Below are 15507 nucleotides of genomic sequence, written 5' to 3' on the forward strand. Positions count from 1 at the left end.
CTGCGGCTGACTGCTGCGGGGCACAGTATCATTTGTCCGCCCAGACAGGGTCTGCCTCGTCCACCTTCCCGGCTTTCAGCGTTTCCGTTTCCAGCATGAATCCGTATTGTTTATGGAGGGATGAATCGAGACGCAGGGCTATGAGCATCATCTCCCGGGACTTTTCCTGTCGGTTCATTTTCCCGTATACCAGGGCCATGTTAACATGTACCGTTGGATTATCGGGCCGGATAGTCCTGGCTTTTTCAAAGAATACCAGGGCCTGGTCAAACTTTCCTTCGAGCATAAGTATATTGCCCATGTTGTTGGTCGCCGAGAAATAGCCAGGATCGAGCTTGAGGGCCTCTTCGAAATAAGACCTGGCCTGGTCGTATTTACCGAAACGGGAGTACGTTACACCGATGCTGTTGTAAATTCTGCTGTTGCCGCTGTCCTGTTGCAGGGAGTTTTCCAGAACCTTAATCCGGCGGGTCAACTCCGTTTCAATGATGGTATTAATGTCGCCGTGGTATAAACGGTCCGTTTCCTCTATGCCGGGAATTTTCGGTTCCCAGCCATCGTCGTCCAGCGTTACCGGAGCATACTGCTGCCATGCTTCCTTGGATGTGATAACCTCAATCTGGTCATTGCGGGCAAATTTTCTATATTGCTGAAGTCCCTTGTCCCATGCAGTCAGAAAGGATTCTCCCATGGCCGTGGTTTCCACGGGAATCCACACGCTGTTTTTGTAGATGACAAGACGGCTGTCATCGGAAGAAACATTGCTTTTATTTGCTTCGGAGACATCGGTGTTAAACATCATGAGTATGTGTCCGGGAACGGTCAGGAGGGCGGTTTCTATCCCCAGATTTTCAAGGAGAGCGCAGTACAGGACCGTAAGGTCATCGCAGTCTCCGGACCTGAATCGCAGTGTCTCGCGAGGGTACTGAATATGGTCGACAAGATTTTTCTGCCGGGAGAAGGTCGTAAAGGGCGTACGCGGGTCCCTGACATAGGTAATGCCGAAGGTGCCCAGCGTATCAAATATTTCAATGGCATTCTGCAGCGCCGTATTCATGAATTTGGGGCGGAGGTTGCGAAACTGCTGTGCCGTGGTGCGGGAGAATATCTTCACAGCCGTATCCCTTGTCGTGATGAAGGAGGAGAGCTTCCGGGTATCAGTCCAGGTCATGGCATTACGGTTGTATACGCTGATGGGTTCGTTGCGAGAGATGCTGTATTCTTTCCCTTTGATTGAGTACCTTATGGTGAGCTGGGCATTTATGGGCGTATTCTCGGTTATACCGAGAATACGGTTGTTGAAAACGGCATAAAGGTCCAGCCGTACCGTATCATCGGGCTGTATCTGACGGAAAGAACGCGAATCCGTGGGGAAATCCATGTAATCCTTCAGCAGCAGTTCCGCATAGATGCGGTCAATGGTGTGTCCCGTGGTATTTCGTATAACTGCCGTTCCCAGGGGATTGTCCGTATAGAATTTGTACAGGGAACTGAAGAGTACCTGGAGGGAAATGGATTCAATCTCGGCATTTTTCACTTCCACGACGCCCTGAGATTTATTGAAGAGCGCAACGACGGCATCATACCTGCTCTTAAGGGCATTGTCGGCGGGAGAAAGCTTCAGCGCCATCTCGTAATATTGCACGGACTTTTCATAGTGGGGACGGGCGCTTTCCGGGCCTGTTCCAAGGGCGCTGCGGAAATTCATTTCATGAAAGCGGGCATACTCTCCGTACAGGGCAAGCCGGTTTTTATCCAGGCCCCGTTTAGCCGCCGAATTATTCTTATTGTATTGGAGGACCTTTTCGTAGAGGGCAATTGCCGTGGGGAAATGACCGACAGCTGAATAATATTCGGCCCGGGCAAGGATTGCCGGCATATATTTCGGGTCGACGGACAGGGCCATGTTGATGTAATACAGCGCCTGCGATGAGCCTGCCGGGTGCTTGCGGGAAAAGACCATGTATACCGCCGCGGACTTTGCCTCTTTCAGGTTTTTGAGGACGTTGAAGCAGACGATCCTTTTATTCTGCATGTCGGCGACATAGAGACGGTTCCCGTCGGCGCTGACCGTAATATCATAGGGCACGTTGAAATATTTCCGGTCATTCCCGGGGAGTTCGCTTGTGATCCACCGGACACTGTCATCTTTATCAATCCTGAATATGATGTTTTTGGAAACATCTACCCCGTAGAGGTTCTCATTTTTATCCATGGTGCAGCGGGATATGAGCAGTAAGGAACGGTTTATTCCCATGGTCCTTTTTCTCAGCACCTGGCCGTGTTCCGAAAGATAGGTCAGGCAATAGAAATTATCTTTATCGGATATGATGACCGGTTTGCCGTTAAAGGTCGTGATGGTCACCGGAGTCTCGCCGTTAAGATGAATGCTGCTGATGTGCATGCCTTCGCTGTTGTAGACCAGGATCAGTGATTTTTGATTATCGGGGACGAAAACATACCCCGCCGAGGATACGGCAAAATCCTGAGCTGCCGCCGCGTTGTGGAATATCTCGCGGACCGGGGAGCCGCTTTTATCATACAATATTATTTTTTTTCCCGATGTATCAAGGACAAAAATAGTGCCGCTGCCATCACCGTCAATCTTCATGGGGACCTGGAATTCGCCCATATCGGACCCCGGCATGCCGATCTTTCCCCGAATTCTGCCCGAGTCATCGATGCGGCTTATGAGGCCGTAGGCACCGATGACAACTTCGTCTCCGCGTGAATAGACACTGTAAGGAGTCGTGTGGTTCGGGTCAATGGAGCTCATCCCCAGGAATGACATATCACGGATATATCGCATGTCTGTGGGCGGATGCAGGGAATAGCCCGAGGCGATCGACATGGTGAGACGGAAACTTTCCATTCTTTTCTGAGCCAGCAATACGGCCGTGGAAAAATCCGGTGCTGAAATCTGAATTACGTTCTGATAACCGGCGGTCCTGCCATTGAACAGCTGGACGATGACATTATGGTCGGTGTTTTCATCGTTTCTGAAAACATGGCCCGTAACGAGCCAGTCGCATTTTATTGCGCTGCTGATGGCCGACAGTCTTTTTTCAGAACGGTATTGTTCACTGTTCATGTTGATGAAAGGATATGATTCATCCTTTACAACAGTGAGATGGGCCCCCAGGTGTTGTTCCATGTGCTGTTTTAGCCGGGACTTCAGTTTCCGGTATTCCGAACCGGAATCCCCGGAAATGTTAAAATCAATGAATGCGATTCTGGACGCGGTGTTTTTGATGTTTCCGACATTGGCAAAGTATCCCTTATAGTCCCCGATGTAGGAATAGCAGTATTCCAGGTTGGATGATATGACCGCATTGGGTCGGAGCGCAGTGGTAAATCCCCTGTCGATGACATCTTTTTTCCGGGTGGAATCATAGAGGTATAACCGCACCCGGGCCTTTCTGGCTTCGTCAATTTTTACGGAACCGTATATCACCCAGCCGGAACGATTGGCGGCGGCTATAGTATCAATATCCCGCTGTACGCTGTACGCGTAGGGCTCGCTCAGGTTGATGACGGATATTCTGCCATGCAGCGTTTTTTGAATATCCTCGAGGAAAAGGTCATTGATTTTTTTTATATCCTCTATATTATTTTTATCATTGGAAGAGAGACCGAGAAAGAGCACGTTTTTCTGGGCGTCTCGGGCAGGAGAAACGGCACCCGTTAACAAAAGAATGCAGGTTATTGCGACTATATGTATGCTGTGTTTCATTATAATTTATCACCTGGAATGCTGTTTTTGTATTTATCGAGAAAGCCGAGAAAATATAGCAAATAGGCTTAATGAACAAGCAGCATTGAGCAATTATTAAAAGATATGCGGGGAATTGGCAACCAATTTTAGCCACAGGGAGGTAATAATGGTATTGATTGACTGGGCTATTGTTGGCCTTTATATTTCAGCCGTTGTCCTTATGAGCTATCTGGTGGGAAAATCGCAGAAAAATCATGATGATTATTACCTGGGAGGACGCGTTATCCCGGCCTGGCAGGCAGGAGCTTCCATGACGGCCAACCAGGTGAGCGCCATAAGCCTGGTGGGAGCTCCGGCCTTTATCGCCGTCAAAAAGGGAGGAGGACTGGTCTGGCTTCAGTATGAAATGGCTATCCCCCTTGCCATGATCGCCATAATCATTTTCGTGATGCCCCTCGTCAGATCCGTGAAGGGAATCACCATCTATGAATACCTGGAAAAACGATTCGGCTATCATACCCGCCTGACCATGAGTCTGGTCTTCCTCGTCAGCAGATCCCTGGCTACGGGCGTGGCCCTGCTGGCAACCGCCTATGTAACCAGCGTATGCATGGGGATACCGCTTACACTCACCATCATCATCATCGGGACTGTTTCGCTTCTTTATACGTCAATGGGAGGCATCAAGGCCGATATCTATTCCGATATCATGCAGCTTGCCGTATTATGGATAAGCTCTTTTGTTCTCATCGGAATTCTCATTGTTCTCCTGGAGCCCTCTGGTCTGCATAACCTTACAAATGAAAGATTCAGGATATTTGATTTTACTGCCACGGGGCTTGGTGACGGGAATTCTTTTGCCTTTTTGCCCATGCTTGTGGGAGGACTTTTCCTGTATATTTCCTATTATGGATGCGATCAGAGCCAGGCCCAGAGGCTCCTCACCGCGAAGAATGACCGTACTGCGGCCAGGTCTCTTCTCATCAACAGCCTGCTCCGTTTTCCTCTTGTTCTGACTTATTGCTGTGCGGGTATTCTCATGGTGCCCTTTTTGGCATCACATGCCTCCTTTGCCGAAGTTGTGAACGGACTGCCTGCTGATTATCTCATGCCTGTTTTTTTCAGGGATTATGTGCCGGCGGGAATGCGCGGTCTCCTCGTCGCCGGTATTTTTGCCGCATCCATGTCCAGCCTTGATTCAGCAATTAATTCCCTCAGCGCAGCCACCTGGGAGGACATCATCATCCCCATACGACCGCATCTTGCGGAAAAGGGGGATCGGGCTAAAATATTTATCGCAAGGCTCATGACAGTGTGCTGGGGAGTTTTTACTATACTCTGCGCACTCTGGTTTTCCGGTGGAACTGACACGGTAATCGAGATGGTGAATAAAATCGGTTCCGCCTTCTATGGTCCCGTTGCCGGAGTATTCATTCTCGGATTCCTGTCACGGAAGGCGGGGCAGGGCGGCGCGCTCACGGGCCTTGCTTCGGGTGTTTTTTTGAATATCGTCCTGTGGATATTTTTTCACGATTCCATCTCGTGGATGTGGTGGAATTGTACGGGTTTTTTTATGACTGTCCTCACCGGGATGGCTGTCACCTTTATTGTCCCGCTGCCCCATGATAAAGCACGGCAGGAAACACTGCGGGTTGTCGATCGAAGTGATTATTCTTTTCTCAAAAAATATTCACTGATACTCATGGGCTGGTTTATCGTGATTATCATTATCAGTTTATGTCTTGAGCATGTGCTGACGTAGAGGGGGCATTCATGTGTCAATTAACCTTTCCGGCCCTGACGGCATCCAGATCCAGGGGGAGAGGCTTTTCCGGATCCACGTAGAGTGACAGGGCTCCGTTCGGACAGTTTTCAACGCAGAGTTCACAGCCGCGGCATTCGGCGCCGGTATAAACTCTTTTTCCCCCGACAATGCTGATAGCCTGAAAGTGGCAGAAATCAAGGCAGGTTCCGCAATCTTTGCATTTATTCTCATCGTGGGTTATGGAATACCCCGCCGTTGTTGATACGGGAACAACAGTGTTTCCCATGACGCGGGTGAACTTCGTGGCAATGAGGCTCAGGCAATGATCGGGGTGACAGGTGCAGATAACTCCCGTACATCCGCCGGTAGCTACTTTGAAAAAGGCCTGGTTGATATATTTTTTCTTTCTCATCTTTTGTATTATATCGAGCGCTTCTGCCTGGGTTACTTTTCTCGGATTGTATTTTTGACAGCTGTCGAGCCAGAAGGCGGCTCCCTTGCCCACCATGAAACAGGAATTGATATCTTCCTTCGGAGCCTTGGTGGACTTTTTACAGGGACAATCCATGACGGTTATATTCTCGGGATCCTGAAAAATGATTTTTGTGGCGTATTTGTAAGGGATAATTTTTTTATTTTCATCGGAAATAATGCGGACATCTTCGTTTAAGGCGAAGATCTTTTTCACATCACCGGCCGATAAAACCTTGGAATGATACCGGTGAAAAACAAAGTTGGCCACGGGTTTCAAGGGGGGAAACCACATGATATTTTTAAGGGTCAGAACGCCTGTTGTGAGTGTTTTAATGTAAGGATAGTAATATCGAAAATAAATATAATTATGGATAGCTCTGTCCACCCTCCAACCGTGTTTAACAAAGATATCTTTAGTTGACTGTTTCATGCATGACCCTACCTTTAATTTTGCATAATAGATAGACCGGACTCGTCAGGTCTATAATGTATGAAAAATAGATAATGTCAATAAAAATCTTGTCAGCCGGCACTTATTTTCAGTCTCACAGCTGCCGATAATTAATTAAGTTGAGAATTACAAGAAAGAGGTGGCATTATGTATCGCTTTGATTCTCTCGGGGACTACAATAAAAGGCTGGATCAACTTACCCTCAGGATTAATTATCTGAAAAATCACCAGGGTGATGTGCAGTCCATTGTCAATTATGAAGCTCTCAAGTTGTCTTACATTATTGAAAAGCTTGAATTCGAATCAAATAACAAGAATTAGATACCGCTTTCTATCAGGCAATTTTTATTGCATTATTTGCCTGCAATCCAGAAAGATATCCTACCGCCTCATCCTCTGTTTCGAAAATGGTGAACATGTCCTTGATGTTGACAATTTTAAAGAATATCTTAACGGCGTTGTTATTTTTATTGCAGAGAAGAAGCATCTGACCCCGTGACTCGAGAGTGCGTTTTAGTGAAATGAATATCCGCAATCCCGAACTGCTGAGATAATCAAGGTCTTCCAGAACCAGAATAATGTGAGAGTCCTCGTTTTTTTCAAGGATGGACACGATATCCTTTTCTGCCATTTCTGATTCGAAAATATCCAGACGTCCGGAGAGGTAAACAATGGTAATGTCACCGATGTTTTTTGTCCTTTGATTCATGTTGTTCCACCTATGATTTTGTTACGTCGTCTATATATTTATCGACAACTGTACAATAGGGCATGATATTATTTTAGTGTCAAGAAAAATATTATGTCACATGAAGGTTTTTGAGAATTTATACAAAAAATTTAATATAAAAAATGATCCCGGCAGATTATTGGGGATGCCGGATTTATTTCAAATAAGGGAATATCTAAAATTAAAATTTGAGGTTCCCTTAAGAGATTGTAAAACAGATTGACTGCATGACAAAAATAATAAAGAATATGCAGGATAATTATGAGAGGTCTTTATGAAACTATATTCGTTCATGCTGATGTTCCTGTTTTGCGGTACTTTAATGATGTTTTGCACATCAATGCCCTATGATCAAAATGCCGTTAATAAAATAAAGAGAGGGGCAGACCTGCACGGGGCGAACTTATGTTTTGCAAATCTGGAAGGCGTTGATCTCCGGGATGCAAATCTCAGCGATGCAGACTTGCGGGGGGCGAAGCTCAGAAGGGCCAACCTCAGTGGTGCCATATTGAAAAATGCCGATTTAAGCGATGCTGAACTAGTCGAGGCGGAATTGCGGGATGTCAATCTGGAAAACGCCAAAATGCAAAATACCAACCTGGAAAAAGCAAAACTCACCGGTGCGGATATTGTCAGGGCTGATCTGCGGAATTCAAAGATTAGTAAGGCTGATCTTCGGCTCGTCAATCTTTTCGGCGCTGACCTGCGGGGGGCCATTTTACAGGGAGCGGATCTGAGTGGAGTCAATCTATCCAGTGTAGATCTCCGCGGGGCTGATTTGCAGGGTGCCCTGGTGAGTAAAAAATGGAAGCAATACCTCCAGGGACAGCAGATAAAAAATTATGACAGCATTGTGTGGGTGGAATAGCGGAAAAAAAATGCCTCATGTCTCCATGAGGCGTCAGATAGGGGTTACCCCCGAATCGACATACAAAATCATATATCATTTATAATATATTACAATTTTTTTTAAAGTCAATCACAAAACCGCCTTTCTGGGTTTTTTTTATATAATGAATAAATCTTTAAAATGCACCCAACTGGCATTTATTGATTTTGATATTCATATTTTCGCAGGCGTTGGCAATATCAAGCCGGCTGACTTTCATTCTTTCCGCCAGTTCCCAGACTTTTTTACATGATAATTTTCCATCAGTGAGGGAGCCTTTGATGGCCAGGCTCAGTTTCTCAGTCACCTGTACATTGGGCTGTATTATTTTTTTCTTAACTCCCTTTTCTCCATAGCCGAAGAGTCCCAATTGGCAGCGGTTAAGCTTGATTTTCAACTCATTAAGCATTCTGCCCGTTTCTTGTGGAGATTCGGATGTTTCCTCTGATATAGTGAAGGCTCTGGCGCATGAAATATGACCTTCATCCGCTGAATTAAAAATGGATTCTCGCAGTTGATTTTTTGTCATGGTGGTATATCCGTTTAAATTAGAGTAACCGTATTTTTCCTTTTCATTCGTTTAAAAATAATGAAATAAGTCAATTATATTTATTAATGCTGAAATATGCAAATTATTTGATTCTGATATCAAAATATCCTATATTATTTTTATTAAAAAAAACAAAATTATTGATAAAATATTGATGTAAATGGTTGCCGTTTTTTAAAAAAATTATTATATTAAATGATTTTAATTTTGAGGAGGATTACATGATTCAACCAAACAAATTACATCAGTTGGAAATCATTTTAAAGAAAAAGGAGATCCAGGCTCAGGATGCGAAGGAAAAGGGAATGTACTCGACATTCAGCAATCTCATGACCGAGATTATCGAATTGAAAAGAGAAGTAAGAAAACTGAGTATGGGAAGCAGGTAAGTTCAGTCAAGAAAATAGTGAAGGCCAGACATGTCCTTCATGGCCTGTAACTTGTTTTTTTCCCTGAATTCCTCTATCAGTATTTTGTCGGTTTTAGCAAGCCGCTTGGCAAGAATGTGTACCATTTTTGCCGCAAAAGAGGGATTTTTAAGAAGAAATTCTTTCAGTTGATCTTCATTTTCAATGAAAACGACCTTGACGTTGTCCTGAGCTGTAGCTGTAGCGCTCCGTGGTATTTTTTCAAAAAGGGAAATTTCCCCAAAGAAGTCGCCTTTTTTCAACTTGGCGACTTCTATTTCATCACCACCGGCATCGAGTGTAATGACAACATTTCCTTCCAGGATGATGTACATTTTTTGTTCCTGATGCCCTTCCCGGATGATTCTTTCCCCTTTCTGAAAGTAACGAACGTGTTTACTGCTGGCCATCAATCCTCGCTTTTGTGTTTTCCCCATTCCTGGATTCTATTCTGTTTATCGGAGAGCATACTTACTCTTCTTGAGCAGCTTAAATTATGCAAGAAAGTTTTATTGTTAAAATAATGGATTGCTGCAACAGTATAACTGATGATATTTCATTGCCGCTGATTATCCGTCCCAGCGCCTTTCATGTTTTCGCCTGTCCTGGATAGTGTTGTCATTTCTTCTGTCGTCCGTTATGGTATCATGCAGATCCACAATACGGCGCTGGCTGACACGCCTCATGAACATTCTCCGGGAGCAATGGCCTCTTTTTTTCAGGCTGGATTTTCGAAATAGAGTCATATTGTCACCCCCTCTATAGGTATAACAAAAAACTATCATCAACAGAAGCACGAGTCAATATAAAATAAGGGAACCTCTATAAATTAGATTTTGGAAGTTCCCTTGTGGGTACAAGCATAGGAAAAATAAGGTTTTTTCATTTTTTAGTTAATGGAAAAACCTTATTTTTAGAGGTGCCCATAAAAAACACTTTTATGAAGACAATACAGGTGTGATAAAAATAAATTCTTCCCATGGATTTTATATTGGAAAATATCATTGCATAATTTATTAAATCCGGCATACTTGCATTGACCGCATTTCCCATATTCCAATTAATATAAGGATTAGCAAATGTCATTTCCCTATGACAGCAGTTCAAGAATTTATAATAGTAAGATTTTCCAGCTACTTATAGAATACACTGAACAATATTATCCCCATGTAGATATAAATTTTGTCTGTGCAAGATCAGGACTTTCCATGGCCGACATGCTTGATTCTTCAACCTGGCTTACCCAGGAGCAGGGAGATAAATTCTGTGAAGCGTTGCTGGAAGAAACAGGGAATGAAAATCTTTTTATTGAAGCAGGCCGGTTCGCATCATCGGCTAAAAATGTGGGCATCGTAAAACAGTATCTTCTCGGCATGATAAGTATCAGCAGTGTATTCCGGATGCTGGCAAAATTTTATAATCTATACAGTCTTGGAGCCTTGATTGACGCAAAAACAACAGGATCCAGCAGGGCAGAGATTATTTCCCGTCCGGCACCGGGTGTGGTGGAGAAACCTTTCCAATGCGATTACCGATTGGGCATATTCGAATCGATTCCATTGCTTTTTACAGAAAAAGCCGCAACTGTGCGTCATCCCCTGTGCTATCACCGGGGTGACCCTTACTGCATGTATGAAGTTAACTGGGATCGCAGCATAAGCAGAAGTATCAGGCTCGTGAGAAATATTTTTACCGCTCTGTCCTCTTTTATCGTGCCCGTTGCCATTGTTATGCTCGCGGCTCCCGTGCGAACCCTGCTGATCAGCGGAATAGTAGCCGGCAATATCATCATCCAACTGATATACCTTTTTATCGAAAACAAGGAATTGCGGGACGGACTGGGACGACAGGGGGAATCGGCCCGATCATATATACTTGAAATTAACGAAAGATACAGAAACGCGGCAATAATGAAGGATATCGGACAGGCCGCGGCTGCGATTCTCGATATTGATCTTCTTCTCGATTCTGTAGCGCTTATACTTAATAAGCATCTGCCCTATGACAGGGGGATGATCATGCTTTTTGATAAAGACGGCGGAACCATACTTTTTAAAGCAGGATATGGTTTTTCCCTTACGGACCGGGATGCGCTGAAAAAAAGTGTTATCAATTTAAAGGATAATAACTATACCGAACTGGCGACAATCATATTTTCTGATGACGGTTGCCTGATCATTAATGATGTAAATAAGATAAAGAAAAAATTCTCTCTTGAACTCAGGGATTTACATAATAAACTGGGAGGAGAGTCTTTTGTTTGCATTCCTGTCCGTTACAAGAGAGAGGCCCTGGGACTATTGTGTCTCGGAAACGTTCATGTCAGACATACCTTCACTGACAGCGAAATAATTCTTATGAAGGGGCTCGCTTCACAGATTGCCGTTTCGATTTCCAATATACGATCCATAACCATGCTGCAGGAAAGCGAGGCAAGGCTTAATTTTGCCATGGAAGCCACCAGCGACGGTATTTGGGATTTTAATACATTGACCAACGAGGTGCATTTCAGTTCCCGGGGTTATGAGATCCTGGGGTTTTCCGTAGGCGAGGTTGAACCGTCCTTTCAGGAATGGATGAAACGTCTTCATCCCGATGATCGGGAGCATTTTCTCAAGAGCATATTTTTTACAACCAGCGAGAGTCATCCTGTAACACGCTTTGAGTTCAGGCTTGAAACAAAATCAGGCAGGTGGAAGTGGCTCCAGGGAAATGCCCGTGTTGTCGAATGGGACGAAAACGGCGTTCCCATGCGGCTTGTGGGAACTCTTGTCGATATTCATGAAAGGAAAATTGCCGAGGAGGCGCTGAAGCAGGAAAAACTCAGGGCGGAAAAAAGCGACAGCCTGAAAAGCGCTTTCCTGGCGAACATGTCTCATGAGATCCGTACACCACTCAATGCCATACTGGGATATACTGAGCTCATGCTTGATGATGAAACGGATATGGAGAACAGGGATTACATCCATATTATTCATGAAAGCGGCAACCTACTTCTCTCCCTGGTAAATGATATCATTGATCTGTCAAGGATCGAGTCGGGTAATATAGAGCTCCATGAAGTGAGCTGCAATCTCCCTGATATACTGTATAACGTGGAATCGAACGCACGCATAGCTATTGTTCAGCAGAAAAAAAATATTGAATTAAAACCGAATTTTCATAAGCTGGAGAATAATATTATCTGTGATCCCCATCGTCTTCAACAGGTAATGAACAACCTCATGGGAAACGCAATTAAATTTACTCAAACCGGCCATATCGAATATGGCTATCTGATAAAAGGGCAGTTGCTGGAATTTTTTGTTAAAGACACGGGAATAGGAATTTCCCGAATTGAACAGGATCGAATATTCGAACGCTTTCAGCAGGGTGATGTCAGCACAGTCAGGGAATATGGCGGTTCCGGGCTTGGACTTACCATCTCCAAGTTTCTGGTGGAGCTCATGGGCGGGGATATATGGGTTGATTCCCCGGGAACGGAAGGCGGGGGTTCCTGTTTTTATTTTACTCTGCCGCATATATCTTCGGCCCCTGCTGAGAAAAGACAGACAGTCGTAGATTCTGCAGTCGAGCAGGGAACTCAATTCAATATTCTTATAGCTGAAGATAATGTCATCAATCAGAAACTCATTCAGCGCATGCTGGAAAAGGCGGGTTTTACCGTGGATATTGCTGTCAATGGCATAGATGCCATAGCAAGAATAAGGCAGGGGACGCCTTATGATCTTATATTGATGGACATCCAGATGCCGGGGATGGATGGTTATGAAACGACCAGGCTGATCCGGGAACATGAAAGGGCCGTGAATACGCATACGCCCATCATTGCCATAACTGCCCATGCCATGCAGGATGATATGGAAAAATGTATTCGTGCGGGGTGTGATGATTATATAACAAAACCAATCGCCATGAAAGAAATTAAACTGATAATAAAAAAATATATTGCATCAGGCCAGGATTAGTATGAGCAAAATAAACAAACTATCAGCGGATTTATCGGCAGGCAGAGAAGACGTGATGAATCTTGCCGGTGAAGTGGAACGACTGACAAGAGAAAATGAGCTTTTAAAAAAGACTCAACAGAATTATCGTACGGTCTTTGAAGACATAGAAGATGTCTATTATCGTGCCGACATACATGGGAACCTGGTGGAAATAAGTCCATCGGGTCTGAAATTGCTTAACTATGAGAAATATGAGGATATGGTCGGTCTCAATATTGCCAATGAAGCCTATAAAAATCCGGAGGAACGCGATACTCTGAAAGCCTTGATTTTACGGAATGGGAGGGTGACCAATTATCCGGTATCACTTAAAACAAAAGATGGGAAAACGGTCTTTGTTGAGACCTCCTCGCATATCTACTTCGATGATACGGGAACGCCGGCCGGTATTGAGGGAGTTATCAGAAACATTACCGGAAGAAAAAAAATTGAGGATGAACTGCTGCAATATCAGGTTAATCTGGAGAGCCTGGTTCACAGGAGAACTGCGGAGTTGAAGGAAATCAACGCCCTGCTTGAGAAGGACATTAAGGAAAAAGAAAAAATTGAAATTGCCCTGAAGGAATCGGAGGAAAAATACCGTTCCCTGGTGGAAAACATAAATGAAGTTATTTTTAAACTGGATGCCGACAATGTATTCACCTATATCAGCCCGGCAATATTCAAGCTATCGGGATATCATCACGATGAAATAACCGGCCGGAAATTTTTCCAGTACATCCATCCCGATGATTTGCCGAACCTCCTGCTGCAGTATCAGGACCTCCTGATTGGCCGTAGAGTGTATCTCGAATACCGGGTTCTCTGCAGGGATGGGGCCGAGCGCTACGTTTCCTCTTCATGTATTATGATCAGGAACGGCGATGGATCAGTGGGAATACTGGGTGTCACCAACGACGTTCACGAACGGGTAATGGCCGAAGAATCTCTCAGGGAAAGCGAGAACAAGTTTCGGACTTTCGCAGAACATATTCCTTCAGCCGTTTTTATCCTGCAGGATAATAAGCTCTGTTATGCGAATCAGGCTTTTTCAAAACTGTCGGGATATGCACTGGAAGAGGTTGAAGGTTTGAATTTCCTGGATCTCATACATCCCGATTATCGCGACATTTCCGAAGAAAGACAGAGTTCCCGGCTTGACGGCGCTGTTATGGGGGCGACCTATGAGATTAAGGCAGTAGTCAGGGGGGACAAGTGCATCTGGATTGAATATGTCGGCGCTATTATCGAATATAACCGGAAACCGGCCATTCTAATCTCGGCGGTGGATATCACTGAACGTAAAAGGCTCGAAGAGGAGGTTGTCAAGAATTCTAAAATCGAATCACTGGGAGTTTTTGCCGGTGGAATTGCTCACGATTTCAACAATCTGCTGACGGCGATTCTGGGGAATATATCATTGGCGCAGATAGATGTTTCTGATAATACTATTGTTCGTACAACGCTCCGTGAAGCTGAGAAGGCAACATTGCGCGCAAGAGATCTGACACAACAGCTTCTCACTTTTTCCAAGGGCGGGGCCCCCATAAAAAAAATTTCCGATATAACATCACTCGTGAAGGAAACCATCGCATTTATTCTTTCCGGCTCCAGGGTTAAGTGCCGGTATAATGTGGATAAGATGCTGTGGCACGCCGATGTAGACCGGGGACAATTCAGCCAGGTAGTGCAGAATTGCGTGATAAATGCTCTGCAGGCCATGCCCGAAGGCGGTGAAATCATTGTTGTAATGGAGAACATTTCAATTTCAAACAAGGACAATTTACCTGTTGAGAATGGGGATTATGTAAAAATTTCCATTGTGGACAATGGCGAAGGAATATCCGAAGAGGCTCTGGGAAGAATTTTTGATCCATATTTTACTACGAAAAGCAACGGCAGTGGTCTGGGCCTTGCCATTGTATATTCCATCATCAGGAAACATAACGGCCACATCGACATCACATCCAGACAGGGATCGGGGACTACGGTGACAATGTATCTCCCGGCCTCGGGAGAAAAGATTTGCGGGGATAACGACCTGGAGAAAAAGGAGATATTTGCGGGCGGAAAAATTCTTCTCATGGATGATGATCCCATGATACTTGACACGGGGACACGAATGCTGAACCGCCTGGGATTCCATGTGCAAACTGCCCTGAATGGAGAGCTGGCATTAGAGTACTATGCAAAGGCAGTTGAAGAAGGGATGCCCTTCGATCTTGTCATTATGGACCTGACGATTCCCGGGGGAATGGGGGGAGTGGAAACGCTGAGTCATTTAAAATCAATTGACAGCAATGTGCGGTCAATCGTATCAAGCGGATATTCAAATGATCCAATTATGTCTCACTACACCGACTATGGATTCATGGGAATGATGGCAAAACCATACCAGTTCGAAGAGCTGCAGCAGGTTATCGAAAATATTTTTCACACATTTAAAAAAGGTGTTAGTACCGATTTTAATTAAATATAATCGGATAAGATATATACCGGTTACTGCTTGACAGTAAATTTTACACTTGATAGTAGTG

9 protein-coding genes are annotated in these 15507 nt (G+C 44.7%); 4 read left to right on the plus strand and 5 right to left on the minus strand.

Annotation, left to right across the window (positions count from 1 at the left end):
• Positions 1-28: 28 nt before the first annotated feature.
• Entirely contained in the window at positions 29-3733 is a 3705-nt protein-coding gene (locus CVV44_22655) for a hypothetical protein (GenBank protein ID PKL35179.1), read from the minus strand.
• A 148-nt stretch (positions 3734-3881) separates the two neighbouring features.
• On the opposite strand from CVV44_22655, the gene CVV44_22660 reads away from it, so the two are divergent.
• Positions 3882-5477: a sodium transporter gene (locus CVV44_22660; GenBank protein ID PKL35180.1), complete on the plus strand. Its 1596-nt coding sequence runs from the start codon at positions 3882-3884 to the stop codon at positions 5475-5477.
• A gap of 16 nt (positions 5478-5493) precedes the next feature.
• Here CVV44_22660 and CVV44_22665 read toward each other — a convergent pair whose 3' ends face one another.
• Positions 5494-6384, minus strand: a complete 891-nt coding sequence (locus CVV44_22665; protein ID PKL35181.1) for a hypothetical protein — start codon at positions 6382-6384, stop codon at positions 5494-5496.
• A gap of 355 nt (positions 6385-6739) precedes the next feature.
• Positions 6740-7114 carry an anti-sigma factor antagonist gene (locus tag CVV44_22670; protein ID PKL35182.1) on the minus strand — a complete coding sequence of 125 codons (375 nt, stop codon included), beginning with the start codon at positions 7112-7114 and terminating at the stop codon, positions 6740-6742.
• 295 nt (positions 7115-7409) lie between these two features.
• Between CVV44_22670 and CVV44_22675 the strand changes: the two genes are divergently transcribed.
• Positions 7410-8003, plus strand: a complete 594-nt coding sequence (locus tag CVV44_22675; GenBank protein PKL35183.1) for a hypothetical protein — start codon at positions 7410-7412, stop codon at positions 8001-8003.
• A 157-nt stretch (positions 8004-8160) separates the two neighbouring features.
• Here the strand turns inward: CVV44_22675 and CVV44_22680 are convergent, their stop codons facing one another.
• Entirely contained in the window at positions 8161-8553 is a 393-nt protein-coding gene (locus tag CVV44_22680; GenBank protein PKL35184.1) for a hypothetical protein, read from the minus strand.
• A gap of 412 nt (positions 8554-8965) precedes the next feature.
• A complete protein-coding gene (locus CVV44_22685) occupies positions 8966-9418 on the minus strand; it encodes a cyclic nucleotide-binding protein (protein ID PKL35185.1) in 453 nt (150 codons plus the stop codon).
• 642 nt (positions 9419-10060) lie between these two features.
• Here CVV44_22685 and CVV44_22690 point away from each other — a divergent pair.
• Together CVV44_22690 and CVV44_22695 are read left to right on the plus strand one after the other, a co-directional pair.
• Positions 10061-12949, plus strand: a complete 2889-nt coding sequence (locus CVV44_22690) for a hypothetical protein (GenBank protein PKL35186.1) — start codon at positions 10061-10063, stop codon at positions 12947-12949.
• A gap of 1 nt (position 12950) precedes the next feature.
• Entirely contained in the window at positions 12951-15443 is a 2493-nt protein-coding gene (locus CVV44_22695; GenBank protein ID PKL35187.1) for a hypothetical protein, read from the plus strand.
• Positions 15444-15507 lie beyond the last annotated feature (64 nt).

This window comes from Spirochaetae bacterium HGW-Spirochaetae-1 (assembly GCA_002839375.1).
GTDB lineage: Bacteria > Spirochaetota > UBA4802 > UBA4802 > UBA5550 > PGXY01.

Excerpts from the sequence above, each read along its gene's own strand:
- CVV44_22690 (PKL35186.1), top strand. The coding sequence starts at position 10,061 with ATGTCATTTCCCTATGACAGCAGTTCAAGAATTTATAATAGTAAGATT.
- CVV44_22670 (PKL35182.1), bottom strand. The coding sequence starts at position 7,114 with ATGAATCAAAGGACAAAAAACATCGGTGACATTACCATTGTTTACCTC.
- CVV44_22655 (PKL35179.1), bottom strand. The coding sequence starts at position 3,733 with ATGAAACACAGCATACATATAGTCGCAATAACCTGCATTCTTTTGTTA.
- CVV44_22665 (PKL35181.1), bottom strand. The coding sequence starts at position 6,384 with ATGAAACAGTCAACTAAAGATATCTTTGTTAAACACGGTTGGAGGGTG.
- CVV44_22695 (PKL35187.1), top strand. The coding sequence starts at position 12,951 with ATGAGCAAAATAAACAAACTATCAGCGGATTTATCGGCAGGCAGAGAA.
- CVV44_22685 (PKL35185.1), bottom strand. The coding sequence starts at position 9,418 with ATGGGGAAAACACAAAAGCGAGGATTGATGGCCAGCAGTAAACACGTT.
- CVV44_22660 (PKL35180.1), top strand. The coding sequence starts at position 3,882 with ATGGTATTGATTGACTGGGCTATTGTTGGCCTTTATATTTCAGCCGTT.
- CVV44_22675 (PKL35183.1), top strand. The coding sequence starts at position 7,410 with ATGAAACTATATTCGTTCATGCTGATGTTCCTGTTTTGCGGTACTTTA.
- CVV44_22680 (PKL35184.1), bottom strand. The coding sequence starts at position 8,553 with ATGACAAAAAATCAACTGCGAGAATCCATTTTTAATTCAGCGGATGAA.